The sequence below is a fragment of the Streptomyces sp. SM11 genome (assembly GCF_002910905.1).
Lineage (GTDB): Bacteria > Actinomycetota > Actinomycetes > Streptomycetales > Streptomycetaceae > Streptomyces.
Genome location: NZ_NEUE01000171.1, coordinates 21,418 through 47,794 on the forward strand (window position 1 = coordinate 21,418; position 26,377 = coordinate 47,794).

Below are 26,377 nucleotides of genomic sequence, written 5' to 3' on the forward strand. Positions count from 1 at the left end.
CGCGGCCCGGACCCAGGCGATGGTGTGGGCGAAGCCGGGCAGCAGGCACCACAGCGTGTGCACGGCGATGGTCTCGGCGCCCTCGGCCAGGCCGCCCAGGAGGTTCAGCGACCGGCCTCCCGACCGGCGATCGACACCGCGGCGCCCGATGCGCTCGGCGATGGAGCAGAAGGCCAGGAAGACCGTGCCGTTGACGTAGTAGGCGAGCAGGACGAGCAGGAACGGGGGTGGTCGGCCGCCCCCGCCGACGGCGACGCCGACGACGAACGCTCCGTAGACGAGGAAGTCGGCACTGATGTCGAGGAAGCCACCCGCTCCACTGCGGTCCGCTGTGCCGCGGCGGCGGGCCGGCGGACCGCCCGGACCGTCGGCGATCCGGGACTCCGGTCAGCGGAACCGGCCGAGCTTTCCGTCGTGCTCTGACAAAGAGGGAATGGCGACGGCCGCGCAGCGGGTTTCCGTCGCGGCCCGGCGAAGAGCCGGCTGGCGCACGGCAGCTCACTCATCAGGGAGAGACATGGCGACGACCGACGTATCCACAGACCAGCAGGCAGCCGAGGCGTCCGTCGCGCAATCGGTCAGGGACTACTACGGCAGGGTCCTCGCCTCCTCCGCGGACCTGAAGACAACGGCCTGCTGCACGGACGTGGCACCACCACCCCATGTCGCCGCGGCGCTCGCCGAGGTCCACGACGAGGTCATGGAGCGCTTCTACGGCTGCGGCTCGCCCATCCCGCCCGCCCTGGAAGGAGCCACCGTGCTCGACCTGGGCTGTGGCAGCGGCCGGGACATCTACGTGCTCTCCCAACTGGTCGGCCCGACAGGCCGTGTGATCGGCGTCGACATGACCGAGGAGCAGCTCGCCGTGGCCCGCCGCCACCAGGACTGGCACGCCGAACGGTTCGGCCACGCCAACACCGACTTCCGGCACGGCTGCATCGAGGACCTGGCCGGGGCAGGAATCCCGGACGCCTCCGTGGACGTCGTGGTCTCCAACTGCGTGGTGAACCTCTCCCCGGACAAGCCGCGCGTCCTGTCCGAGATCTTCCGCGTCCTCAAACCCGGCGGTGAGCTGTACTTCTCCGACATCTTCTCCGACCGGCGCCTGCCCGCCTCACTGCTCGACGACCCGGTCCTGGTCGGCGAATGCCTCGCCGGCGCCCTGTACACGGAGGACTTCCGCCGTGCTCTGGAAAGCACCGGCTGCCCGGACGCCCGTACCTTGGCTGCCTCCCCGGTGACGATCAGTGACCCGGACATCGAGCGGAAGATCGGCTTCGCCGCCTTCACCTCCCGTACCGTCCGTGCTTTCAAACTTCCCCTGGAGGACCGCTGCGAGGACTACGGCCAGGTCGCCGTTTACCACGGCACCATCGCCGAGTACCCGCACGCCTTCGATCTCGACGACCATCACCGCTTCCAGACCGGCAAACCGGCGCTCGTCTGCGGCAACACCGCTGACATGCTTGCCGCCACCCGCTACGCCGCTCACTTCACCGTCACCGGTGACAAGAGCCGGCACTTCGGCCTGTTCCCCTGCGCCCCCGCGGAGGGAGCAGCCGCGCCGGGCCCGGGCGCCGCGCCCGGATGTTGCTGATCAGCCTGCCCGCGGGCCGGGACCGGCGGCCGTCAACCGCTGGGCCGGTTCCGGCCCGTCGGCGCGCTGAGGTCCTGCGCGAAGCGCCTCACACGGGCCGACGCGAGGGAAGGGGGCGTCCGCTGGGGACTGTGCCGGAGCGACGCCCTGATCAGTCGCAGAAGCTGCAGACTCCCACTGCAGGCCCAGCAGCAGGCGACGTGGGCGGCCACCTGCATACGGTGCGCACCGGTGAGCTCCCCGTCGGCGTACGCCTCCACCTCGCCGCGCAGCCGCACATGCCGGATCCTCTCCCGGCACTCGGCCCACACTCGCCCTGGCCCAGGAACACGCTGCCTTGTCATGCAGCGGAAACCCCTCCAGGCGTACGCGGCATTCCAGCTTGCGCTGGGCTCCTCGCCCGGCCCCTTCGGTCCACAACGGCATCGGAGTGGACCGAAGGACACAAGAAGAAGGAAGAAGATGGAATGCGGGTCCAGGTAGAAGGGGTTTCCGCCGTGTGGAAGACCAAGTGACAGCGCCACCGGATCCTGCGGACCCGCAGGGCCAGGCGTTCGCCGCCTATGTGCTGCCGGAGGTGGAGGTGCTGCTGCGGGTGGCGATGACGCTGACCGCGCAGCCGGCGGACGCCGAGGACCTCGTGCAGGACACCTTGCTGCGCGCCTACCGGGCCATCGACGGCTTCGACGGGAAACATCCGCGCGCGTGGCTGCTGACCATCATGCGGCGGGCGGAGATCAACCGGCACCGCCGTCGGCGTCCGCACCTCCTGGACGATCCGGACGCCGATCTGGACCGGCTCAGCTCCACGGGCCCGAGCGGATCGGCGGAAGAGATCGTGGTGGGTGAGGCGTTCGACGAGGTGGTGGCCGAGGCCCTGGGCGCGCTGCCGGACAAACACCGCCAGGTGGTGCAGTTGGTGGACATCGACGGCCTCACCTATGCAGAGGCCGCCCACCTGCTGGACGTGCCCGAGGGCACCGTGATGAGCCGGCTGCACCGGGCGCGCAAACGGATACGGGCGCGGCTGGCCACAGCAGGACTGGCACCGAAGCGAGGTGTGATGTGAACAAGCGTCCATGGTGGCGGCGTCCAGCGGCAGAGCGCCGAATGAACTGCCTGCAGGTCGCGCGAGTGCTGCAGTCCTACCTCGACGGCGAAACGAACGAGGTCACCGCGCGCCGGGTCGCCGCGCACCTGGAGGACTGCCGCCGCTGCGGCCTCGAAGCGTCCGTCTACCAAGAGATCCACGACGCTCTCGCGCGCCGGGCAGAGCCCGACAGCCGGGTGGTGGAGCGCTTGCACGCCTTCGGCGCTTCGCTCCTGAGCGATCCGCAGACCGGGGACGACGACGCCCAACACGGCACCACGCCCCCGGCAGGCGCCTAGCGCGATGACGCTGGACAGCCCCGCTCGACCTCGGCCGCATTGGCACGGGCATCGGTCAGCAGGGACAAGGCCCACGCCGGGGCCCTGCGCAGGACCTCGTTCTCCTGCTCCAGGAGCCGGATGCGCTTGCGGGCCTCGCGCAGTTCGGCCGACTCACTCGACACCTGCGCGGGCTTGGCGCCGCCCTCGTCGGTGTCGGCTCGGCGCAGCCACTTCGACAGCGTGATCGGGTGGACGCCGAAGTCGGCGGCGATCTGTTCCAGCGTGACGCCGGGCTCCCGGTTGCGCGCGACCCGCACGACGTCCTCCCGGAACTCCTTCGGATACGGCTTGGGCGCTGCAACATCCATCCAGGCCACCTCTCAGCAAGCCAGGTCAGGTGTCACCTATCCATGCAGCAGTCCCAAGGTCCCGGCGACGAAGGAGCTGGTCTACCAGCTGATTGCGGCGGAACGGGGTCGTGCGTGAGCACGCGTTCGCGCACTTGCAGAACTGGCATGTGCTGACCGGGCTCCGCCTCGCCGTGAGGTGGGCCACCCTGCTCGTCAGCGCCGTGCTGATTCTCGCTCAGCAGGAAAGTCTCCCGCTGACCGACGATCTTCGTGCCAGCTAACCACCACCGACCGTACGGGCACGGCATCACCTCCCACGCTACCCCCGTGACCTGCACGTTCAGGAAGTCAGTCGGATCCGGGGCTCCATGCGTTAGCCGCCCCTGACGGTGGTGTTGGGCCGATTGGCGTATGACGATGTATCACTATTTGATCCATTGTATGCAGAATGCTCGCAACGCACTGTCAGCGAACGTGGGCCGAGGTGCACCCGCGCGGGAAGGTGAGGGTTCTTCATGGCGAGCGGTCGCAAGGCGGAACGGACCGGGGCGGTGGCAGCGGGGTTGCGGCGCAAGGTGGTGTACGTGATTCCCGGTGTTCTGGTGGGGGCGGTTCTCTCCGGGGCGTCCGCTCTTCCCGCGTCAGCCTCTCTCCTCCCACCACTAGAAGGACAGGGGAGCAGTTGTGGCCGTCCGGCGTCGGCGCCGACGGCCCGTCAGACGGCATCGGTCGACGGGCGAGGGACACCCGCGGGGGAAGACATGCTGGGGACTGAGATCCGCTCTTCGCTGGACCTGGAGTGCCCGGGCGAGGTCGAGGGCGAGGTCGGGAGCGCGAGGGCCGGGGGCGACGTGGTAGCGCCCTCTGGCTCCCCGGCGGGAGCGATCGGGCGCGGTGAGCGGAGGGAGGGGCGGCCTGGGACATCGGGGGAGGGGCGTGGCAGAGGAGGCGGGAACACGCAGGAGGAGGCGGGCGATGGCCGGGATGGCAACCCGGGCTGGGAAGAGAACCCGACGACGGACGCGACCCGGCCGGTTCGGATTCCTGATGCGGCTGACCTGAAGGTCCTGTCGTCAGCGGGACGCCGGGCGGCTGGCCCCGCCCGGGCCAGCGCCGTTGCGCCCGGGGAATCCTTCGACTACCGGATCAAGGTGGTCAACCACGGACCCGCGCCGGCCAGGAACGCCACCGCTACCGACGAACTGCCACCGGCGTTGTCCTTCGTCGGCTCGAAGGACGGCTGTACCGCTGTAGGACAGCGGGTGACCTGTGGTCCGGTGGCGAGACTCGGCCCAGGAGAGACGACCTCGTGGGTCATCACCGTCCGGCTGGACCCTGCGTATACCGGCGACGGTTCGGACATCCTCAACCAGGCCACGGCCCTGTCGGAGACCTACGATCCGGACATGACCAACAACACCGGCCCGCACCCGGGTGCCGGTCCGCCCGGCGGGACGGTGGAGCGCCCGCGGGCCGATCTCGCAGTGACCAAGGAGTTCGTGGGTGCGGATCCGGTGGTTCCGGGGACGGTCTTCGCCTACACCCTCACCGCGCGGAACCACGGGCCGTCGCAGGCTGCCGGCATTTCGGTGACCGACGACCTTCCCGACGCGCTGTCCTTCGTGGACTCCCCGGACGGCTGCACGGGCGAGTCCGGTGCGTACGGCGGGACCGTCGTCTGTCCCGAGAGCGCGACCCTCGCCCCGGACCGGCGCGTGGCGTTCACGGTCCGCGTCAAGCTGCACCCGGACTACGTCGGTGACGGATCCGACCTGGTCAACCGGGCCCGAACCGGTGCCGGGACCGATGACCCGAACCCGTCCAACAACACCGTCGAGCTTGCCGGGCTTCCGGGCGAGGGCGGAGGTCCCGCCCGGGCGTCGGCGGACCTCGTGCTCGGGAAGCGGTACGAACTCGCGGACGGCGCCGATGCGGTTACGCCGGGCGAGACCTACGCCTACGTGATGACGATCCGGAACGAGGGCCCGTCCACCGCCCGGGACGTCGCCGTCACGGATCCGCTGCCCCGGGCCCTGTCGTTCGTCGGTTCGCCGGACGGCTGTACGGCGGAGGGGGGCACGGTCACCTGCGGTGGCTCGGACCGTCTCGCCCCGGGCGAGACAGCCGAGTACCGCTTCACGGTGGGGCTGGCCCGGGACTTCGACGGCGACTGTGCCGCGGTCGACAACACCGCCCGGGTGACCTCCGCGGTGCACGACCCCGATCCGGGGAACGACGTCGCGACCGTGGGGAAGGCGACGCCCAGCGCCGTCGGTGGCTGTGGTGTGCCCATCCGTCCGCTGCCCACTCCGTCGCCGTCACCCACGCCCGACCACGACCACATGCTCCCGGACACCGGGGGCGGGGTCCCCGGGTGGCTGCCGTGGACGTCAGGGCTGGCGCTCGCCGCAGGCACCGGACTGGTGCTTCACGTCCGTCGGCGGCGTCGGGCCTGAGCACCCGGACAGCCCGGACAGACCGTCGCACGACCGGTGCGGCTGCTCCACACCCCCTTCCCACGCATGCCCTGGCCGGCCGGCCAGGGCGGAGAGAACAGGAAGCGATCCCGATGGCAACAAGGAGATCCTGTAGGCCACTGCGCTGGCTGGCGGGTGTGATCGCGTGCGCGCTGCCGTTGTGGGGTGCCACTCCGGCTGCTGCTGTTGCTGCTGCGGCGCCGCAGCTTGAGGTGACCTCGACGCGTGCGGCCGGGCCGACGGCCGAGGGGCGTATGGTCCCGCCGGGCGGCCTGGTCACGTACACGCTCACGGTGACGAACAAGGGCCCGTCGGTGGCGAGGAACGTCACCGCGACCGACACGCTCCCCGCGAACATCACCTTCGATTCCTCGAAGGACGGCTGCACGGCCGTGGGCCAGAAGGTCAGCTGCGGCCCGGAGCCGGAGCTCGCGGTCGGCAAGACGAAGACCTGGACCTTCGTCGCCCGGCTCAGCCCCTCCTACGACGGCACCGGCGACGATCTCGGGAACGCGGCCACGACCGACTCGGACGCCACCGACCCCGACAAGGAGAACAACACCAACGACCCCGTCATCCCGCCCGGCCCCTTCGATCCCAAGGCCGACCTGGTCGCCACCAAATCGGTGGCGCAGACTGAGCCCGCGGTACCGGGCGAGGAGTTCGCTTACACGGTCACGGTCACCAACAAGGGACCCTCCGATGCCCGGAACGTCAAGGCCACCGACACGCTCCCGAGGCTCCTGAACTACGTGTCTTCCGCGGACGAGTGCACCGAGTCGCAGCAGAAGGTGACCTGTGGCCCGGACCCGGTGCTGGCCCCCGGCGCATCGGTGAGCTGGACGTTCAGAGTTCAGCTCGACCCGTCGTACACCGGGGACGGCAAGGACCTGCCCAACACGGCCACGGCGGGCTCCGACACTCCTGACCCGGACACCCGGAACAACACCTCGGACCAGGTCTACCCCCGGGTCGACACCCCCGAGGCGGATCTGAGGATCGACAAGACCACCGTCACCGACACTCCGGTGTCCCCTGGCGAGACCTTCCAGTACGCGGTGCGGGTCACCAACGACGGCCCCTCCCGCGCCGAGAGCGTCAGCGTCAGCGACACCCTGCCGACGCCGCTGTCCTTCGTCTCCCCCGCCGACGGCTGCACGGCCCTCGGCCAGCGGGTCAGCTGCGGCACCCTTCCCACCCTCGACTCAGGTGCGTCCAAGACCTGGATCTTCACCGTCAAGCTGGACTCCGGTTACACGGGCGACGGCTCGGACATCCAGAACATCGCGACCGTCACCTCCGAGACGGACGATCCCGACGAGACCAACAACACCAGTAAGCCCGCCGGGCCGCCCGGCGACAGGGTCAACCCTCCCACGGCGGACCTCAGCGTCACCAAGGAGCCGGTGGGCGACACCCCGCCCGTACCCGGCAAGGAGTTCCAGTACCACATCACCGTGTCCAACGACGGCCCGTCCGCGGACGCGCACAGCGTGACCCTCACCGACAGACTGCCCAAGGAACTGACCTACGTCTCCTCCACCCCGTCCGGCTGTACCTACGACGGCGACATCGTCCGCTGTGCCAGGAGCACACCGCTGAAGGTGGGCGAGAAGGCCGAGTACCTGCTGACGGTCAAGCTGGACCCCTCCTACACCGGCGACGGCACGGAGATCGTCAACAGCGCCACGGTCACCGCCGCGAACATCGACCCCAACGGCGACAACGACTCCAGCACCGCACCGCTGCCCAGCGGCAAGTCCGGCGACCCCAGCGCTGATCTGAAGGCCGGCAAGAAGCTCGGCAGCGACTCGCCGGTCTCGCCCGGCGAGACCTTCCCCTACGAAATCACGGTCACCAACCAGGGCCCGTCGGAGGCCAAGCAGGTCAAGGCGACCGACACCCTGACGGAGAACCTCTCCTTCGACCACTCGCCGAGCGGCTGCACTGCCGCAGGGAGGACCGTTACCTGCGGACCCGAGACCACACTCGGACCGGACGAGTCCAAGACGTGGATCGTCTGGGTGAAACTCGCACCCGACTACACCGGAAACGGTGACGACATCGTCAACACCGCCACCGTCTCCTCCGATACGGCCGACCCCGACAGCGGCAACGACTCCAGCACGGTCACCGGCGTACCAGGAAGCAAGGTCGACGAGGCCAAGGCCGACCTCGAAGTGGACAAGGAGGCCGCCGAGAACAAGGAAGGAACAGCAGTGTCCGGCACGTCCCGCACAGTCCGGTAGGAACTGACGGACAACGGCGGAACATCGACCGCTCATGCGACAGCCCCGGCCGGGAAACCGGCCGGGGCTCCCGGCGAGGAGACGGCTTCAACGTGGAGAACACCTCATCAGGAACACGACGGCACGGACGCACCGCGCGGTTCCCCCGCATCCTGGCGGCGCTGTGCACGGTGGCACTCACGGCCATCACCCTGGGCGCCGCCGCCCCCGGTCAGTCCCTCGCCCCAGGACCTCCGGGCCCACCCGTCTTCGCCGACAGCGCACAGGCCGAGCTCCGGATGGCGGACGCCACCTTTCCCGTGCACGAGCCGTTCGACAGCTCCAGCGGCATCGGCACCACCTCCGGCAACGCCACCTACGTCAAGGACGGCTGGCTCCGGCTGACCAGCACTTCGACCAGCCAAGCGGGCTCATGGAGGATGAACGACTCCTTCTCTTCCGGACTCGGCTTCCTGGCCGAGTTCAGCTATGCCTCCTGGGGCGGCCGGGCGTACAACGGCAAGCGCGGTGACGGGCTCGCCTTCTTCCTCGCGAACGGCACTGCTGCCAACGGCGTCGGTCAGTTCGGCGGGGCCCTGGGCTACTCCTGCTCGCGGAGCACCTCCAGCTGGCTCACCAACGCCTGCCGGGACAACGGACTGCCCGGCGCCTACCTCGGCCTCGGATTCGACGAGTTCGGCAACTTCTCCGACAAGCTGGTCGGCAACGGCGGACCGGGCACCGCGCCCAACCGGGTCGTGGTCCGCGGCGGCGGCAACGGCACCACCGGCTACCGGTACGCCACCTCAGCCGCCGGACCCGGCGGCACCGTCGAGACCGCGAGCCAGGGCGACTACCGCACCGTCCGCGTGCTCCTCCTCCCCACCGGCGACAAGGTGCTGCTCTCCGTCTGGTCCGACACCGGACCCGGCACCGCGACGCAGAAGCTGATCACGGACTTCGACGTCACGGCGATCACCGACCAGCCCTCGCTGCCTTCCACCCTCAGGATCGGCTTCTCGGCCTCCACCGGCGGGGCCACCAACAACCACGACATCGGCGACCTCAAGGTCAACGCCCCCGTCAACCTGTCGATCAGCAAGACCGGTGCGCCGACCTCGGTCCCGGCCGGATCCGGCAAGGTCACCTACACGGTCAAGGTCGGCAACGACGCCACCAACGGCGTCACCGGTGCCCGGGTCCGTGACGCTGTTCCCGGGCTGACGGGAGTGACCTGGACGTGCACGGCTGCCGCCGGCAGCAGCTGCGGCACCGCCACCGGCAGTGGCCCTCTGGACACCACAGTGAACCTGGCACGCAGTGGGTCCGCGACCTACACCGTCACCGGCACCGCCCCGCCCTCGCCGACCACCCTGACCAACACGGCGACGGTCACCGCCCCGGACGACCGGTTGGACCTCGATCCCGCCGACAACTCCGCCTCCACGACAACCACTGTTACGGAGGGACCCGCCGACATCGCGGCGGAGAAGCAGGCGGCGGGGGAGGGGCCGGTGGCCCCGGGAGAGACATTCCGCTACACCCTCACGGCCGTCAACAAGGGCCCCGCCGACGCCACCGATGTCTCCGTCGAGGACACCCTTCCGGCCAAGCTCATCTTCCTGGCGTCGCCCAACGGCTGCACTGCCCGCAGCGGGCAGACCATCACCTGCCCGAAGAGGAGCGCGCTCGCGGTGGGGCGGTCCACGAGCTGGACCATCGAGGTCCGGCTCGACCCCGGGTACGAGGGCAACGGCAGCGACGTACGAAACACCGTCACCGCCACCGCACGGCAGAGCGACCCCGTGCCCGGCAACAACACCAGCGCCGCCGTCGGCCCGCCCGGCGGCGTCACCGGGGCCAAAGCGGACCTGACGCTATTTAAGAAAGCCGAGGCCGGTAGCTGAGGCCGTCAGAGGCGGGAAGAACATCCAGCCGCGCTGATCTGTCCCAGGAGCCACCGTTCAACGCCCGTACCTGGTCGGGCAGCTTCACGTCGGCGGCCCGCCGGGCGGCCCGGTCCGCGACTGTCCGGCGCCAGTAGTGGTCAGGCCGCCTCGCGAGCGGCCGAGTCCACGATTGTCCGGCTCGACGCTGATCCCGCCGGGGCGGCTCCTTCTGAAGGATCCCTTTCCGCGCCGCGGCAGCGTGCTGATGAGTCCGACTGACGGTGGAGTCTACGTTGAGGTCCCAGGTGATGAGCTCCTCGACGTCGGCTTGAGCCTTGGAGAGATCTGCGAAGACCTGCGGCCAGGTGCCGTCCTCCTGCCAGCGGCGGCATTCGGGTGAACTCGTGGGTTCGGGACCTCGCCGTCGAAGCCCGGGCGCGAGGGGGTGCGAGGCTGGCCGCCATGTTCAGCCGTCGTACGTTCTTCAACGTCTCAGGAGTGGCACTGGCCGGTACGGCAGCGGCGACCGCCCGGCCCGCTGCCGCTGTGAACCGTTCCGCACGGACAGGGCCCGGACCTGACCACGCCCGCTCCGAGGCTGCCCTCAGCATGGCCCGCCGCGTGCTGCTCACGGACGACGAGCACACCGACCTGACCCTGCAGTACCTGAGACTCCTGACCGGAAGTGCCCGTCTGCCCGGTAAGGGCAGGAGGCGGGTGATCGTCGTGGGTGCCGGCGTCGCCGGACTGACCTGTGCCCGCCTGCTGACGGCAGCCGGTCACGATGTGCGAGTGCTGGAGGCCAACGGCAACCGGATCGGCGGACGGGTCAAGACCTTCCGGGGGAAGGTCTGGCAGGATCCGCGGTTGCGGGCCGAGGCGGGGGCCATGCGCATCCCCTCCACTCACGTCCTCACCCTCGCACTCGCGGACTCGCTCGGCGTGGCACGCAGGCCCTTCCACCAGGTGGACGTACCTCCTTCCCCGGACATCAGCCCGGGCACCAGCCGTGTCTCCTACCGCTCCTGGACCGGGGAACTGTTCAGCACCGGCAACAAGAAGCCCTATCAGGTCGGTCCGGGCCTGGGCAGCCGACTCCTGCACGTCAACGGCCAGACCGTGACCAAGGCGGAGTACCTGCGCGATCCACGGCCGGTCAACAAGAGCTTCGGATGGGACAGTGCGACACCGGCGTCGCAAGCGTGGGCCCAGGCGGTGGAGAAGACCCGCGCCTACACCCAGACGCGGAACGCGGACGGAACGTGGTCGGACATGCCCATCGTGGACCGGGTCGAAGGCATGGCCCGGCTCCTGGACGACCTCGACGACATGTCGCTGCACCAGTACCTCACCGACATCGCTGGATGGGGCACCGCCCAGATCCAGGCTGTGGGAACCCTGGAGAACCTCACCAGCCGACTCTCCTACGGGCTGCTGCACTCCGCCCTCGACGCGGTGGACATCAACCCTGCCGTGACGTACTTCGAGTTCACCGGCGGCACCGACACCCTCCCCCGTGCCCTGGCCCGCGGCCTGCGTATCGAAACGGGCCGGGTCCTGACCAGTGTCGCCTGGCACGAACGCGGGGTCACGGTCCACGCGGCGCCCGAGACCGGCCCGGAGGACGAAGCCCTCCACGGCGGCACTGGCGAACCGAGATATACCTACGATGCCGATGCCGTCGTCCTGGCCGTTCCCTTCGCCGCGCTACGGCACGTCACCTTTGACCCGATCCTGCCCTACGGCAAACGACGCGCCATCATCGAACTCCACCATGACACGGCCCACAAGGTCCTCATCGAGTTCACCCGCCGCTGGTGGGAATGGGACGAGGACACCTGGAAGGCAGAACTCGGCAGCGCCTACCGGCCCGCTCCGCACGGCCCGGCCGTCCCGGCCATCGGCGGAGGCTGCGTCTCCGACGAAGCCAGCCGGTTCGTCTACTTCCCCTCCCACCCCTCAGACCACGACTCCCCCGGCGGGGTCGTCCTAGCCGCGTACAACTGGGCCGGCGACGCACTGCGCTTCGACGCCCTGACCCCCCATGACCGGCACACCGAAGCCCTCGACCACCTCACGGCCCTCTACGGCGAACGCATCCGCAGATACGCCACCGACCGCTGCGTCTCCCAGTCCTGGCTGCGGAACCGCTGGGCCTTGGGCGAGGCTGTCATCGAAACACCGGGACAGCTCCTCAGCCTCGGACCGCACGTGTCCACACCCGTCGGCGGCACCCTCTACTTCGCCGGCGACCACTGCCAGCCGCGCTACCACGCCTGGATCGCGGGAGCCATCGCCTCGGGAACCGAAGCAGCACTCCAGGTCGCCCATGCTCAATGACACCGGCCAGAGGGGCGGTACCCCCCAGCCGCCGCATCAGCCGCACTGCACACCCGACAGCCCCACCGCCACGCCCTCAGCCACCCCGGCCACGCCGCTTCCCACATCCCCGGCACCACCGTCGCCCACCATCGCCCCCACACCGACCCCCTCGCTCTCACCCACCCCCACTCCCAAGCCCTTTCCCACACCCACCACGGCGACACCGCCCCCAGCAGCGACGACCGCGCCCGGCACGCCGCCTTCCCTGCCCGATCCCGAAGGCTCGACCGCGATCGTCCAGCCCTCGCTTCCAGCACCACAGGCACCACAGGACCCGGTAGCACCTTCCGCTGTACTCGCCGTGGCACTGCCACAACCCGCGACCATCCAGCGCGTGGAAACCGAACCTTCCACGACGGAGGTGCTGCGCGAAGACCCTCCCCTTCCCACGCAGAGCAGCGACGCGACAGCATCGCCCGTACCGACGACGGTGGCCCTGGCGCAGGTACAGACATCGGGGGAAGCGACCCCGATCGCAAGGATCGGCCCACCCGAGGATGAACCCACATCCGACCTCCTGGCCATCCTGGCCGTGCTTCTTCTGATCGTGATCATCATTCCCGCCGCCGCTGCGGCGGCATCATCCACGGGAAGCGGGAAGAAACGTTGACCCTGGCCCTGATGGCAGTCCCCGCCCTGACGGTTCTTTACAGCATCGGGCTTCTCGTCGCGATCGGCCGGCACCCCGACGACGACTCCACACCGCACGCCGCGCTGACCGCGATCCCGAACGTCCTGTCCGCGGTCTTCATTCTGCTGTCGAGCTTCGAAGTCGTCACCGGCTGGGCGAACCGCACCGCGACACACCCCATCAAGCCCCCGCCGATCGTGTTCGTCGTGGATGTCGTCGCGGCCGGGGCGCTGCTTGCCTACCCCGCGCTGGCCGGGCTCCCCAACACTCGCCGGCACAGGGTCCTGCTTGGCCTGTTCGCCCTGCCCGTCGGCGCGATCCTGAGCCTCGCCTGGCACCTCCAGCACTGAAGTTCCCCGCCGAGCGGTCGAGGGGACTCTCACTCCTCGGCCCTCACAGGTCCGTACGTGGCGATCTCTCGTCATACGGCTCTTGTCGTTCCGGTCACCAGACACGGGGGCGTGGTGGTCCAGACCCGGTGGGCGAAGAACCGGGGTCGTCGTACGACGGCCTGGTTCCACGCGGTCCGGGCCTTCTTCCTGCTCCGCAGCGTTATGGCTCACACTGCCGTGACCTGCACACCTACAAGATCACTCAGACTTGAAGCCGCCCTGCTATGGAGCGATGTGTGACGACCAGTCGCTTCTCGCTCTGACGACGGCCCGGATGGGCCAGGAGGACCGGGACGCCCTCTTTGCCCGCCTGCGTGGGGGCATCTCGCTCAGGAGGCGGGGGGAGCTTCTTCCGGGTGCACGTCGGGCCAGGTGAACGCGATCGAGCCCCAGGAGAAGCCGCCGCCGAAGGCGGTGGCCAGGGCCGGGGAGGACGGGGGTGCTGCGGTGCGCTTGGTCGCGTCCGCGAGGGCCAGGGGGATGGAGGCGACGGCTGTGTTCCCCACGTCTCGGATGTACTTGACCATGAGGGAGGCTGGCAGTTCGAGCCGTTCCGCCACGGCGTCCACGATGCGCTCATTGGCCTGGTGGGCGACCACCGCGTGTAGTTCCTCCGGTTTCCAGCGGGCCCGGCGTAGCACCTCGAGCGAGGACTCTGTCATCCGGCGTACGGCCTGGAGGTAGACGTGACGGCCGTTCATCGCCAGGTGGCGGGCAGCTCGGGGTGTGTCGTGGGGTGCGACGGGACAGCGCGATCCTCCCGCCTCGATGAGTACATGAGGCAGCCCGGCTCCGTCGCTGCCCAGATGCGTGGCGATGACGGCGCCCGGCTCGTCCGCTCTCCCTGCCGTCAGCAGGATGGCGCCGGCGCCATCGCCGAAGATGACGGCGGTGCCCCGGTCCAGTGGGTCCACGATCGTGGAGTAGGTGTCTGCGCCGATGACCAGGATGTCCCCGGCACCCGCACGGATCATCGCCGACGCGTAGGACACGGCGTAGACGAATCCCGCGCAGACAGCGTTCAGGTCGAAGGCGGCCGCGCCGTCGAGGCCGAGTCGGGTCGCCACGGCGGGTGCGGTGGAGGGCAGCCGGTGGTCCGGAGTGGAGGTGGCGACGATGACGGTGCCCGGCCGCACCATGCCGGCCGAACGCAGGGCGGCCGCACCTGCGGCGACGGCCAGGTCGCCGGTCGAAGTGCCGGGGGCCACTCGGCGCCGCGCCGCGATGCCGGTGCGGGAGCGGATCCATGCGTCGCCGGTGTCCAGAGTGCGGGAGAGTTCGGTGTTGTCGACAGATCGCGGTGGCAGGCAGGTGCCGATGCCTCGGATGACGGCGACCCGCTCATCCCGCTGTGAAGTCACGTGGCCCCTCCGCTCATCGTGCGGGCGGCCTGGGTCGCCCCTCCTGGTGCGGCCTGTGTGACCAGGACGGCGTCCAGCCGTGCGGAGTTCTGCCTGAGCGGCAGGACGCGCTGGTAGGCAGGGTCCTGATAACAGGCGTGGAAGGCTTCGGTGCTGGGGAATTCGAGGATGGCCACGGCCCCGTCCCAGCTCCCCTCGATCACTGCGTCGGGCAGGCCCACCGCCAGGTGGCGGGCACCGTGGGCCTTCAGGACGGTGTCCAGGGTGGTGAAGTACTCCATCCAGTCCTCGGTGGGCTTCAGTTCGTGGGCGTGGACGACGATATAGACAGTCACTGGTTGCCTCCGTGTGCCCCGGTCACGGCCGGGGACGGTTGTAGGGGGACAGGACGCGGCGACCCGCGTCGGGCGGGGCCGGTCATCGGGGGGATGCGCGGAACGACCCTGGGGTCACCGCGTCTTCACGGCGTCCGGACCGGGCGCCGAGGAGTCGGAGTAGCCGCGGACGTAGCGCGAGCGGACCCGGGCGGACACGGCGGGCAGATGGCGTTCCAGGGACCAGGCCACCCGGTCTCGGAAGGAGGCAACGACGACCGCACGGTCGCGGTCGACGGCCCGCAGCACTCGGCGGGCCAAGGAGTCCGCGGTGACGATTCCCAGACCGAGACGGCTGATCTGTTCCTTCGCGTGGCCATTCATCCACGTGGCCGGCAGTGCGTCGTTCACCCGCTCCAGCATCGGAGTTTCCACCAGACTGGGGCAGACGGCGGTGGCTCGCACGCCGTGCCGCGCGCCCTCGGCGCGCAGCACCATCGTCAGGGAGGTGACACCGGCCTTGGCGACGGTGTAGGGCCCCATGAGCGGAGCATGGATGATGCCTGCCAGGGAGGAGATGTTGATGATGTGGCCTCGGCCCTGGGCCGCCATCAGCGGGTAGGCGGCCAGCACTCCATGGACCGCGCCGCACAGGTTGGTCTCGATCGATCGCTGCCAGTGCGCCAGACCCAGTTCGGCGACCGATCCCGCGACGGCGACGCCTGCGTTGTTCACCAGGAGGTCCAGCGAGCCGTATTCGCGCTGGACGCGGGTGCACACGTCGTGGAACGCTTCTGGGTCCCGTACGTCCAGGACGGCGTGGGAGGCCCGGGGGGAGACGCCGCGCAGTTCCTTGACGGCCGTGAGCAGACGCTGTTCGTTGCGGCCTGCGATCACTATGGTGACGCCGTCGCGGGCCAGGAGCCGACGTGCCAGGGCGAGGCCGATGCCGGAGCCGCCCCCGGTGACCAAGGCAACGGTGGCAGGGTGACCGTCGGTGAAACGGGACATGACGGGTAATCCTCTCGTTCAGACCGGTCGGTACAGGACGCAGGACTCCGATGGGCCGGAGCCCGCCGAAAGGAAGAGCAGGGGCCTGTCCGAATGGACCCGTCCGGCCGCGAGAGCTTGGCTGTAGGCGAGCATCGGCGCAGCTGTGTGCGGGAGTCCGCGCATGGGGTCGGGCTCGCGTACCTGATGCGGAGAGATACCAAGACGGCGGGTGACCTTGTGCGCGACACCGCGGACGGGGGTGTTGAGGAGCAGTGTGAGCCGGGCCGGGTCGAGTTGGTGTTCCTCAGTGACGGCGCGGGCCAGAGCAGAGGAGCGCGCGGCCGTACGGTCGGCGGCGTCAGGGGCTAGGAGGATACGGGTGGTGGAGTTGTGGATGTCGCCGTACGACTCCAGCGGTGAGGCTTGCTTCGGTTCGTAGCGGGTGTGTACCGGCCCGAATCCGATGCCTGGGTCGGCGGCGGTGAGGAGGAAGGCTCCGGCCGCCGAGGTGAACGGGGTGGGTGGGCCGTCGACCGGGAAGCCGTCGGCTGCCACGATCAGAGCTGTTCGCGCGCTGCCCGTGAGGAAGAAGGACCGTACGGTCGCCACGGCTTCCAGTACCGAACAGGAGCCGCTGAGGAGATCGAAGGAGAGGGTAGGGGAGGCGGGGGGCTCGTCGGGGTCGTGCACCAGGCCGAGCGCGAGTCCGTGCTGGACGAGTGCGGCGGTGGCGGGTTCGATCAGGTTGTCGTCGCGGTAGATGCCTGCGAAGACGAGAAGGTCCACGTTCCGGCCCGGTTCCGGCTGCCGGTGCAGTACCTGTCGGGCCACGTGGACGGCCTGGGAGACGACTCCGTCGCCGAGTCCGTAGCGGAAGGCGGTGGCCGTGATCAGTGTCATCACACCACCGCCCGGGGCGAGAGTGTCACGGTGGCGATGCCGCTGACGACGCCGGATGCCTTGGAGACGAGCAGGAAGCGCTCGGGCTGTTCGGGGCGCCGGGTGGTGAAGTGATCGTGCAGGGCCACGAACAGCGAGGTGCTGGCTGTGTTGCCGTACCTGCCGACCACACTGACGGCCGGTGGCATGGGCCCGAGGCTTCGCTGCCCGCTGCGCCGGATGCGGTGGACGAAGTGGGTACTGACCTGATGGGGGATCAGGTAGTCGCACTGGCTCGGTGTCGGGTCGGTGAACGACTCCGGACGCGCGGCGTGCAGGGCGGTCCACTGTCGGACGGCTCGGGTGTCGTGGAGCCGGGCGGTGTCGGTGAGCATGACCAGGCCGGGACGCACGGGCGAGGGCATCGCCTTGCAGTGGTGAGCGAACTCTGCGCTGGTCATCATCTCGATGCCGTGAATGCGGTCCGGGCACGTGTTCTGTGCGGCGTCCACGATGACGCAGGCGGCGGCATCTCCTGTTGTGAGGGAAGCGAGCTGTGGGTGGCGTGGCCCGTCCACGTCGTGCAGGGCTCGGTGGGCCAGGATGCTGCATGGCTCCCCGCTGACCACCATGCCCCTGCGGATCCGCCCCGACCGGATCATCCGGTCCAGGACCAGGATCCCGGTGAGCATGCCGGCGCAGGCGTTGATCAGGTCGAACTGGACGGACGGACGGGCGCCGAGCGCACGTGCCGTCTCGGCCGCCAGGGAAGGCTCCCATGCGAGTCGGCCAGGCTCCCGCAGTCGGATGACCGGCGTGCACACAACGGCGTCCAGGTCGCCGACGGAGTAGCGGGAGCGTTCCAGGCATCGGCGGGCGGCCTCGGCCGCCATGGTGACACTGTCCTCGTGCACGCCGCACACGCGCCGCTCGGAAACGCCTGAGAACCGGCCGAGCCCCAAGGAAAGCCGATGAGTCATCTCGGCGTCCAGCTCTGCGCTGGTCACCCGCTTCTCAGGCAGGTACACCCCGAGGGATTCGATGCGGGAGTGGAGCACCGCCCCCTTGGGGGTGTCAGCGGCAGGACTCTCTGATGTTTCTCTCGGTCCCGTAACACGGCCGACCATCGTGGGGTCGTCGGGCTCTCTCTCAGGGAGGAGCGGGTCATTCATGACCGCTCCCCGACCTGTCGGGCCCCACCGCACGCAACACGAGGGCGACGTTGTGCCCGCCGAACCCGGAGGCGTTGCTCAGCGCCATCGCGCCCGGCACACCGTCGAGGGGCCGCGGGGCGTCACGTACCAGGTCGAGGCCCAGGTCTTCGGGCTCGTCCAGGTTGACGATGGGCGGCACCAGACGCCGGCTGAGCGAGAGCGCGGCGAGCGCGGTCTGGGCCACCCCCGCCGCACCCAGCATGTGCCCCAGTCCGGACTTGACGGCGCAGACCGGAATCCGGTCTGCGAACGGCCCGAACACCTGGCGCAGGGCCGCAGCCTCGGCCGCGTCACCGCGCCAGGTTCCGGTCGCGTGGGCGCTGACCATGGCAACCGCCTCCGGGACCGTGCCGGCGTCGTCGAGGGCAGCACCGACGGCTGCCGCGATCCCCCGGCCGTCCGGTGGTGGCTGGACGAGGTCGTAGGCGTCGGAGGTACGGCCCACCCCGGCGATCTCGCAGTAGGGCACGGCACCACGGGCCCATGCGGTAGAGCGCCGCTCCAGCACGACCGCGGCGGCGCCCTCGGCGAGCAGGAAGCCGCGGCGGCGGCGGTCGAAGGGGCGCGACACTTCGGAGGGGTTCCCGTCGGAGTCCGGTGCCAGGGCGAGGGCCGCACCAAAGCCGGCTATGACCAGCGGGACCAGCGCGGCGTCGGTTCCGACGGCCAGTACCGCACGTGCCTGACCGCACCGGAGCAAGGCCACACCGGCGGCCACGGCCTCCGCCCCGGCGGCGCACGCACTCACCAGAGTGTGCACACCGCCCCGCACTCCGAGATCGAGGCCGATCCGTACGGCCGCGCTGTCGGCGATCATCGCCGGAATGGTGAACGGGGACACCTTCCGCGTGGTCTTCTCCCGCAGCTCGTCGTGCATCGCAAGGGTGCGTTCCACCGCGCCGAGGGCCGTTCCCACCACCACTGCGGTCTCGGCCGGGTCCAGCCGGTCACCGAAAGCTGGAACGGGACGTGGCAGCCTGGCGTCCGCCCATGCCTCACGCGCCGCCACAAGGGCCAACTGCCCCGAGCGGTCGAGCCGCCGCAGACCGCGCCCGTCGAGTACGGACAGCGGCTCGACCGCCACGGGGGCGCCGATGCCCGCAGGCCGCGCCGCGCCCCGGGCATTCGGCAGCCAGCGTCCCGCCGAGCAGCCCTCAGCCACCGCCTTCCAGGTCGAGGGCGTGTCACCCCCCAGGGGGGTCGTCATCCCCACACCGGTGATCACCACCGCGTCCCCGCGCCAGTCCACCAATTCACCTACCTCTCCTTCACTGCCGCCGCCACCGTCGACCGTCAACGGACAACTTCCACAAGGGCCACGAGATCCGTGACTGTGCGGATCCGCTCCGCCTCCTCGTCAGGTACGACGCACCCGTAGCGGTCCTCCACGACGGCCAGAAGCTCGACCATGCTGAGCGAGTCCAGATCCAGGTCGTCCCGCAGATCCGCGTGCGGCAGGACACTCCCCACCGGGATCTCCGCGAGCCTCGCCACCTCGGCGGCGATGGCAGCGAACACAGGGCTGGGAGCTGCCGTATTTCCCATCATCAGATTCCCTCCTCGGGTCTTTTGTGTGCTTCACCGCACGCAGTTCAGGACAACAGAGGCCCTTGGATCCTGTACAGGACGAATACGCCGGCTGATGTTGAAAACCTGACGGTGTTGAAATGTTCTAAGTAACCCGTACGGGTGACCCCGAAATCGAACTACCGTGCGTTCAGGGGGGAAGTCGCTCAGCCTGCAGAGTCTCGGCTGTCTTTCGTGCACCAAAGGCACTCGAACGGGAAATGGTTGAAGCGGTGCATCTTCCTCTCGCCATGGGGAACCAGCCTGGGTGGCATGAACGAGCAGGACCGGAAGGAGGGTGGGTGATGATCTCTGGGCGAACAGGGCGCCCTGGTGCGATCCTTGCGGAGAATCACCCCGAGAGAATGAACACCAACATCAAGCTCCGTGCACTCCTCGACGAAACACACTGGACGAGCCAGCAGTTGGCGAACGCGGTAAACGAGGAGGGAGGCCGCAGAGGTATCACTCTGCGCTACGATCGAACATCCGTTGCCCACTGGCTGACCGGGACCATGCCCCGGACACCCGCACCGGAACTCATCGCGGCGGTGCTCTCCCAACGCCTTGGCAGAACCCTGGAGGTCGCCGATGCCGGACTCCACCCACCCGCTCCACCCCCCCACAGCGACATGACGGATCTGTTCACACTCCTCGCGCAAGCAGGTAAACGCCCGACCGCACAGCATGGATCGCTCGTCTTCCGCCCCCAGGGCATGTTTGAGCCGGCCGGCCCCCCAGTTCCGTCCCAGGGCTCCAGGGCATCAAGGAGGGTCGGCCGGAAGGAGGTGGACTCTGCACGGCAACTCCTCGTACTCTTCTCCAAAGGAGACCTCACCTTCGGCGGTGGCCATGCCCGGCAGGCACTCCAGAGCTACCTCGCCTGGACGGTCGCCCCATGGTTACGAAGCCCTGCCGGCCCCACAGCGCGGCGTGAGCTGCTGGTCGTGGCCGCCCAGTTGAGCTATCTCAGTGCTTTCATGAACATGGACTGTGCCCGGCCCGGCCAGGCGCGGCATTACTACCTGATTGCTCTGCGCCTGGCCTACGAGGCGAACGATCCCGAGATGTCCGCCACGGCATTACGCGGGCTGAGCATTCTCACCCTGTCCTTGGGAAACCGGACCGAGTCCAGGGAGCTCGCGCAAAGCGCCCTCGAGATCGCGGGCAGTTGCGTCCCTCCTCACACCGGCGCATCCCTGTTCAGTCAGCTCGCCGTCACCTACGGCGCCTGCGGCGACCACAGAAGCGGCCGGGCGGCGCTGGCCCGAGCCGAGCACCTGATGCACGGTGCCACTGATATGTCCCCCGCAGTCGGTGGCTTCCACCTTGCGGCACTCGCTTACCAGCGAGCCCAGTTGTTTCGGGCGGCCAAGGACCACCCCAACACGCTGGCCTCTCTGGACGATGCTCTGAGCCAGCGCGCGGCGGGCGAACAGCGGGCCAGGGCCCTGACCCTGGCGCAAATAGCCTCCACACGGTTGGACGGTCAGCAGTTCGACCAGGCCTACGCGACCTGGCACCTGTTCCTCGATACGATCCCGCCCGTGAACAGCGCCCGGATCACCGCCGCGCTGCGCCAGGCCATCGCCCAGTCCCGCGCCTTCCACCGTCACCCCGCCGCTGCGACACTCCTCCACCGTGCCGCTCTCGTCCTCAGTCAACGCGCACGGCCCATAGAGCAATGAATGACTGTGTCAGGGGATCTTGAAGGGTCTCGGTGGACAACCGGTGGACACCTGAATCGCCAGGGCCGGACCGCGGCCCGCTGCACCGTCGAACGTCTCATGCGCGAGCTCGGCATTTCCGGCGCAGTCCGCGGCAAGAGAGTGATCACCACGATCCCGGACCCCTCCGCGCCAAGGGCGCCGGACCTGGTCGACCGCGACTTCGTCGCCAGCGCGCCGAACCGCTGCTGGGTCGCCGACTTCACCCATGTCGCCACCTTCTCCGGCGTGGTCTACGTCGCCTTCGTCGTGGACACCTTCTCCCGCCGAATCGTCGGCTGGTCCGCCTCGACCACGAAGCAGCCCCGGCTCGTCCTGGACGCCCTGGACATGGGACTGTGGCAACGCGACCGCGACCAACAGCCGTCCCTTCTACGCGAGTTGGTACATCACTCGGACGCAGGGTCGCAATATACGTCCTTCATGCTGGCCGAGCATATGGAGAAGGCCGGCATCGGCGCCTCGATCGGATCGGTCGGCGACGCGTACGACAACGCGCTGATGGAGTCCACGATCGGCGTCTTCAGAGCCGAGGTGATCAAGCCGCAGGAGCCCTGGCGATCCTCGCCCAGGTCGAGCTGGCCACCGCCGAATGGACCGACTGGTACAACCACACCCGACTCCACGGTGAGATAGGGCACCTTCCGCCCGCCGAGTACGAAGCCAACCACTACCTGAGCAGCACGAAAGCCCAGGTCACAACCAACATCTGAGATCTCTACCGAACCCGGGACGGTTCACAGCGCGGATGGATTCGGTGAGCGGGTTTTTCTAGCCTGGTGTCCGGGCGGCAGACTGGGGTCAGGTCTGGCTCTGTCCCGCCGGTTCCGTCCCGTCGTACGAGGAAGCCGCTGACGCCCGTGAGTGACGATTCCCTGGCCCTGCCCTCGGTTGTGCCGGCAGCCTCTGTGCCCCTTGGCTCCGCCAGTCCGGGCCCGACGCCCCCGGAGGACGGAGACGAGGATGCTTTCGGGATCGATGCCTTCACCCTCGACGACCGGCTGCGGCTCTTCCACTTCGCGGCCGCCGAGAAGCGTCACGAGTACCTGTGGCTGCTGCGGGCCTTCGAGAGAGGCCGGGCCAACTACCAGGTGCTGCTGCACGCTTCCGACGCCGCCGCCCTGGTGGGCAGGCTCGTCGCGGACCGTCCAGGGGCGGCCGTGGGTGACGTACAGCCGCTGCTGGACGCGCTCGCCGAGTGGCGGGTCCTGGACCGCAGCTACGACGGGACGCGGGCGGCGAACCTGGCGGAGTACCGCAACCGGCACTACGTGTACCAGTTCACCCAGGCCGGATACCGGGCCTACCGGGCGGTGGAGGACGTGCTCGGCGCCGCCTTGGAGGACGCGCAGCTCTCCCGGCTCGTCTTCCCCGACATCCTCGCCGACCTGGCCGCCCTCGCCGAGGCGAACGCCGCGGGCGACGCCGAGGAGGTCTACCGGAAGCTGGGCCGCCTGGACTCCGTGCTGAACGAGATGGCACAGCGGGCCGCCCGCTTCTATCTGATGCTCGGCGACCTGGCGCGGACCAACGACACCCGGCCCGAGGTGTTCCTCGCGCACAAGGACGCGCTGCTCGCGCACATGCGGGAGTTCACCGCCGAACTCGGGCGTTACGCCCCGCTGCTCGCCGAGGCGGTGGAGAAGGCCGCGGCCAGCGGCGTGGACCGGATGGTCGAGTACGCCGCGGAGGCCGACGAGCGGCTCTTCCGGACCCCGGCCGCCCGTCTGGAGGACTGGCGGCAGCGGTGGGGCGGCATCGTGCACTGGTTCGGGGAGCGTGAGCACAGCGAGGCGGAGCGGTTGCAGGACGCCACGGTCACGGCGATCCGCTCGGTCCTCGCGCTGCTGCGGCGGGTCACCGAAGCACGGCGGGGCGGAGTCAGCCGGGAGAGCCAGCTGCGCCACCTCGCCCAGTGGTTCACCTCATGTGTCAGCGACGACGACGCGCATGCCCTGTTCCAGGCGGTGTTCGGGCTCGGTGCGCCCCGGCACATCGCCGTCCCCTATCCGGACCCCGAACTGATTTCCGGGCGTACCTCGTGGTGGGAGGCCGAGCCGGTGGAGCTGGCCCGCACGCTGGTGCAGTCCGGCCGTACTCCTGCCCTCAAGGGGCCGGGACGGATCGAACGCAACGACGCCGAGCGGGCCCGGCTGCGGGCCGCGCAGATCAAGGAGCAGGCCGAGCGCCGGGGGGCGGCTGTCGCGCTGGCCCGCGACGGCGCGTACGGCAGGGTCCTGGACGAGGCCGAGACCCGCGCCCTGCTCTCCCTCATGGACGTGGCTCTGGCCGCACGAGTGCCGGTCACCCGGGGGGTCGCGGGGCCGACGGCCTCGGGCTCGGCGCACGGGGTGCGGCTCACCCTCGTCCCGGCGGGGCCCGGCGAGGCGTTCACCACGGTGCGCACCGTGCGTGGCGACCTGCACCTGGAGGGACTGCGCCTGGAGGTCACCGGATGAGCACCCGCGTCGCCGAGAACGTATCGGCCCTGGAACTGGCCGATTACCAGAAGGCCGTACGTCTCGTACTGCGGCATCCGCTGATCACGTCCGTGTACCCGGACGGAGCCGCGCTGGCGACCGTGCGGCGCTGGGCCGAGCAGTTGCGTACCGACCTGATGGAGGTGCTCGGCTACCGGCTGATCACCACCGCCGACACCGCCCGCCTCCAGCGTGCCCAGGACCAACTGGACCCCACCCGGCCCGCGCTCAGCCGGTCCGGTCGCCCCTTCGACCGGCGCCGCTACGCCTACCTCGCCCTCAGCCTGGCCGTGCTGGGCCGCCACGGCGCGCAGGTCGCGCTCGGCGAACTCGCCGACGCCGTCGCCGCCGACGCCGCCCGCATCGACGGGCTCGGCCTGGACACCGGCCGCAAGCACGACCGGGACGCCTTCGTCGACGCCGTCAGCTGGCTCACCGAACGCGGCGCGCTGCGCCTGGCCGACGGCTCGGCCGCCTCCTGGGCCGCTGATCCGGAGCGGGCCGAGGCGCTGTACGACATCGACCGGGAGGTGCTCACCGCCGTCCACCAGCCCACCCGCGTCCTCCAGCACGTCACGTCGGTGACCGCCCTGCTGGACTCGGCGGGCGCGCGGAGCCTGTCCGAGGGGCGACGGGCCCAGCGGCTCTCCGCTTCCCGGCGGGCGAGGCGCCTGGTCCTGGAGCACCCGGTCGCCTACTACGCCGACGCCGACCCCGAGCTGACCGGCCAGCTGCGTGCCCCCGCACTGGCCGAGGACCTCACCCGCCTCACCGGCCTCACCATCGAGCGGCGTGCGGAAGGTGTCGCCCTGGTGGACACCTCGGGACGCCTCTCCGATACACGGTTCCCCGGCGGCGGCACCGTCGCGCAGGCCGCCCTGCTGCTCGGCGCGCGGATCAGCGAGGCCGCGGCGCGCACCGGGCGGCACGCGCCCGAGCTGCTGCCCGTGCCGAGTGCCGCCGAGCGCCTCGCGGACCGGGCCGGCCGCATCGACCTCGCTCTCCCCGCGCAGGGTGTGTTCGAACAGGCCACGGCGGACCGGGAGGATACGGAGGAAGCGGAGGGGGAGAACGCGGCGCCGGCCGCCCCGGAATTCCGCTACCCCTTCGTCACCACCTCCTGGCTGCGCGCACGGACCAAGGAGATCACCGAGCGGTACGGTGCCGGGTTCGCCGCCGACCTGCGCGGCGACCCCGACCGGCTCCTCGACCAGGCAGTGGACCTGCTGGCCGCCATGTCGCTCGTCGTGAGGGTGGCGGGCGGGGTTCTCGCGCTGCCGCTGCTGGCCCGCTACCGCGGAGTGACGGCTGAGGTGAAGGCACGCCCCCGCGTTCGCGCCACCCCCAGCCCCCCGAGCACCGGCAGCCCCGAAGCAGCGGCCCCCGACGCCCTGTTCCCCGCAGACGACGTGAAGGACCCCGCCCAGTGAGCACCCCTCCCACCGACCTCCAGCCCCGGTTCGTGCCCACCCGCGCCGGGATCGTCAACCTGTGGGACTACCGCGACGAGGAGTTCTCCTTCGCCGGCGGCTGGCTGGTGCTGCGCGGTCCCAACGGATCCGGCAAGACCAAGGCCCTCGAAGTGCTCTTCCCGTTCGTCCTCGACGGGCGGATCGACCCCAAGCGGCTCAACCCGTTCGCCGCCGAGGACCGCACCATGAAGTCCAACCTGCTCTTTCGCGGGCAGGAGGGCGCGCTCGGCTACGTATGGATCGAGTTCACCCACCGCACCACGGGGCAGGCCGTCACCTGCGGCATCGGCCTGCACGCCCAGAAGCACCGGGACACCCCCGCCCGCTGGCACTTCGTCGCCGACGGCCGCGTCGGCGAGGACTTCTCCCTGCTCACCGACGACGACCGGCCGCTGACGAAGAAGCAGCTGGCAGCCGAACTCGCCCCGCTGAGCGCCGAGGTGATCGTCTCGGCCACGGACTACCGCACCGCCGTCGACCAGCGCCTGTTCGGCCTCGGCCGGGAGCGCTACGAACAGCTGCTCACCCTCATCCTCACGCTGCGCCGACCCCAGCTCGCCAAGAACCTCGACCCGGCCAAGCTTTCCGACACGCTCACCGAGGGCTTGCGCCCGCTGGACGAGGACCTGATCGGTGAGGCCGCCCGCTCCTTCGACGACATGGAGTCCGTGCAGCGCACCCTGGAGGGCCTGGTCGCCGCCGACGAGGCCACCCGGTCCTTCCTCGCGGCATACTCGACGTACCTGCGGGTCAACGCCCGCGTCGCAGCCGACAGGCTCAGCGCGCGGCGGGCCGAGAGCGGCGAGCGTGAACGCGCCCATGCCACGTCGGAAGCGGATCTCGACCAGGCCCGAGAGCAGCGCGAGGCGGCCGGAGCGCGGGCCGACGAGGCCGACGCCGCGCTCGCCGCGCTGCGCGCCCGCCTGGAGCAGCTGCGCTCCTCGGCCGCCTATCAGGCCGTCGAGCAACTCGCCGATCTGGAACGCCTGGTGCGCACCTGCGAACAGACCGCCCGGCAGGCTGCCGCCGAGCGCGAACGCCGCACCGCCGCCAC

Annotated in this window: 23 protein-coding genes and 1 pseudogene; 15 read left to right on the forward strand and 9 right to left on the reverse strand. The window is 69.9% G+C overall.

Going from position 1 to position 26,377, the window contains the following annotated elements; genetic code table 11:
- Positions 1-24: 24 nt before the first annotated feature.
- Together B9S58_RS37985 and B9S58_RS15710 are read left to right on the forward strand one after the other, a co-directional pair.
- Positions 25-423 (forward strand): hypothetical protein, encoded by a 399-nt coding sequence (locus B9S58_RS37985; protein WP_181009324.1) that lies wholly within the window; start codon positions 25-27, stop codon positions 421-423.
- 94 nt (positions 424-517) lie between these two features.
- On the forward strand, positions 518-1,597 hold the full coding sequence (locus tag B9S58_RS15710) for a methyltransferase domain-containing protein (protein WP_103532729.1): 1,080 nt from the start codon (positions 518-520) through the stop codon (positions 1,595-1,597).
- A 32-nt stretch (positions 1,598-1,629) separates the two neighbouring features.
- Here the strand turns inward: B9S58_RS15710 and B9S58_RS40220 are convergent, their stop codons facing one another.
- A complete protein-coding gene (locus B9S58_RS40220) occupies positions 1,630-1,941 on the reverse strand; it encodes a zf-HC2 domain-containing protein (RefSeq protein ID WP_103532730.1) in 312 nt (103 codons plus the stop codon).
- 167 nt (positions 1,942-2,108) lie between these two features.
- Here B9S58_RS40220 and B9S58_RS15720 point away from each other — a divergent pair, with 167 nt between their 5' ends.
- Together B9S58_RS15720 and B9S58_RS15725 are read left to right on the forward strand one after the other, a co-directional pair.
- Complete coding sequence (locus B9S58_RS15720; RefSeq protein WP_103532731.1) at positions 2,109-2,666, forward strand: RNA polymerase sigma factor; 558 nt, start codon at positions 2,109-2,111, stop codon at positions 2,664-2,666.
- A 41-nt stretch (positions 2,667-2,707) separates the two neighbouring features.
- A complete protein-coding gene (locus B9S58_RS15725; protein WP_103532732.1) occupies positions 2,708-2,986 on the forward strand; it encodes an anti-sigma factor in 279 nt (92 codons plus the stop codon).
- Here the strand turns inward: B9S58_RS15725 and B9S58_RS38455 are convergent.
- Positions 2,983-3,336, reverse strand: a complete 354-nt coding sequence (locus B9S58_RS38455) for a transposase (RefSeq protein ID WP_219818890.1) — start codon at positions 3,334-3,336, stop codon at positions 2,983-2,985. The genes B9S58_RS15725 and B9S58_RS38455 overlap by 4 nt on opposite strands.
- 743 nt (positions 3,337-4,079) lie before the next feature.
- Here B9S58_RS38455 and B9S58_RS15735 point away from each other — a divergent pair.
- From B9S58_RS15735 to B9S58_RS15760, 6 genes are all read left to right on the forward strand, one after another.
- Positions 4,080-5,774: a DUF11 domain-containing protein gene (locus B9S58_RS15735; protein ID WP_103532733.1), complete on the forward strand. Its 1,695-nt coding sequence runs from the start codon at positions 4,080-4,082 to the stop codon at positions 5,772-5,774.
- 233 nt (positions 5,775-6,007) lie between these two features.
- Positions 6,008-8,044, forward strand: coding sequence for a DUF11 domain-containing protein (locus B9S58_RS15740; RefSeq protein WP_258044569.1), 2,037 nt, complete (start codon positions 6,008-6,010; stop codon positions 8,042-8,044).
- 92 nt (positions 8,045-8,136) lie between these two features.
- Entirely contained in the window at positions 8,137-9,930 is a 1,794-nt protein-coding gene (locus B9S58_RS15745; protein WP_258044571.1) for a hypothetical protein, read from the forward strand.
- Positions 9,931-10,374: 444 nt separating this feature from the next.
- Positions 10,375-12,252, forward strand: coding sequence for an NAD(P)/FAD-dependent oxidoreductase (locus tag B9S58_RS15750; RefSeq protein WP_103532735.1), 1,878 nt, complete (start codon positions 10,375-10,377; stop codon positions 12,250-12,252).
- Between the two features lie 376 nt (positions 12,253-12,628).
- Positions 12,629-12,904, forward strand: a complete 276-nt coding sequence (locus tag B9S58_RS37505) for a hypothetical protein (RefSeq protein WP_146063513.1) — start codon at positions 12,629-12,631, stop codon at positions 12,902-12,904.
- An 11-nt stretch (positions 12,905-12,915) separates the two neighbouring features.
- Positions 12,916-13,275, forward strand: coding sequence for a hypothetical protein (locus B9S58_RS15760; protein ID WP_146063514.1), 360 nt, complete (start codon positions 12,916-12,918; stop codon positions 13,273-13,275).
- 371 nt (positions 13,276-13,646) lie between these two features.
- On the opposite strand, the gene B9S58_RS15765 is transcribed toward B9S58_RS15760, so the two are convergent.
- From B9S58_RS15765 to B9S58_RS15795, 7 genes are all read right to left on the reverse strand, one after another.
- Complete coding sequence (locus tag B9S58_RS15765; RefSeq protein ID WP_103532738.1) at positions 13,647-14,678, reverse strand: beta-ketoacyl-ACP synthase III; 1,032 nt, start codon at positions 14,676-14,678, stop codon at positions 13,647-13,649.
- Entirely contained in the window at positions 14,675-15,013 is a 339-nt protein-coding gene (locus B9S58_RS15770) for a DUF1330 domain-containing protein (protein WP_103532739.1), read from the reverse strand. Before B9S58_RS15770 ends, B9S58_RS15765 begins: the two co-directional genes overlap by 4 nt.
- Positions 15,014-15,127: 114 nt before the next feature.
- Positions 15,128-16,003 carry an SDR family oxidoreductase gene (locus B9S58_RS15775; RefSeq protein WP_103532740.1) on the reverse strand — a complete coding sequence of 292 codons (876 nt, stop codon included), beginning with the start codon at positions 16,001-16,003 and terminating at the stop codon, positions 15,128-15,130.
- Positions 16,004-16,021: 18 nt separating this feature from the next.
- The gene (locus B9S58_RS15780) at positions 16,022-16,885 is read right to left on the reverse strand and encodes a hypothetical protein (protein ID WP_103532741.1); all 864 of its coding nucleotides are present in this window, start codon (positions 16,883-16,885) and stop codon (positions 16,022-16,024) included.
- Positions 16,885-17,778 carry a 3-oxoacyl-ACP synthase III family protein gene (locus B9S58_RS15785; RefSeq protein WP_219818891.1) on the reverse strand — a complete coding sequence of 298 codons (894 nt, stop codon included), beginning with the start codon at positions 17,776-17,778 and terminating at the stop codon, positions 16,885-16,887. Before B9S58_RS15785 ends, B9S58_RS15780 begins: the two co-directional genes overlap by 1 nt.
- A 250-nt stretch (positions 17,779-18,028) precedes the next feature.
- Positions 18,029-19,327, reverse strand: coding sequence for a beta-ketoacyl synthase (locus B9S58_RS15790; protein ID WP_103532743.1), 1,299 nt, complete (start codon positions 19,325-19,327; stop codon positions 18,029-18,031).
- Between the two features lie 44 nt (positions 19,328-19,371).
- On the reverse strand, positions 19,372-19,626 hold the full coding sequence (locus B9S58_RS15795; protein WP_219818892.1) for a phosphopantetheine-binding protein: 255 nt from the start codon (positions 19,624-19,626) through the stop codon (positions 19,372-19,374).
- Positions 19,627-20,009: 383 nt separating this feature from the next.
- Between B9S58_RS15795 and B9S58_RS15800 the strand changes: the two genes are divergently transcribed.
- The 5 genes and pseudogenes from B9S58_RS15800 to B9S58_RS15820 form a co-directional block, all read left to right on the forward strand.
- Positions 20,010-21,332, forward strand: a complete 1,323-nt coding sequence (locus tag B9S58_RS15800) for a hypothetical protein (RefSeq protein WP_146063515.1) — start codon at positions 20,010-20,012, stop codon at positions 21,330-21,332.
- Positions 21,333-22,007, forward strand: a complete 675-nt coding sequence (locus B9S58_RS15805; protein WP_103532745.1) for an IS3 family transposase — start codon at positions 21,333-21,335, stop codon at positions 22,005-22,007. It begins immediately after the preceding gene.
- 224 nt (positions 22,008-22,231) lie between these two features.
- On the forward strand, positions 22,232-23,830 hold the full coding sequence (locus tag B9S58_RS15810; protein ID WP_258044579.1) for a TIGR02677 family protein: 1,599 nt from the start codon (positions 22,232-22,234) through the stop codon (positions 23,828-23,830).
- Positions 23,827-25,281, forward strand: a complete 1,455-nt coding sequence (locus tag B9S58_RS15815; RefSeq protein WP_103532746.1) for a TIGR02678 family protein — start codon at positions 23,827-23,829, stop codon at positions 25,279-25,281. The genes B9S58_RS15810 and B9S58_RS15815 overlap by 4 nt, the downstream gene beginning before the upstream one ends.
- A pseudogene (locus B9S58_RS15820) lies at positions 25,278-26,377 on the forward strand (TIGR02680 family protein); the annotation flags it as partial. The gene B9S58_RS15815 and the pseudogene B9S58_RS15820, both read left to right, overlap by 4 nt.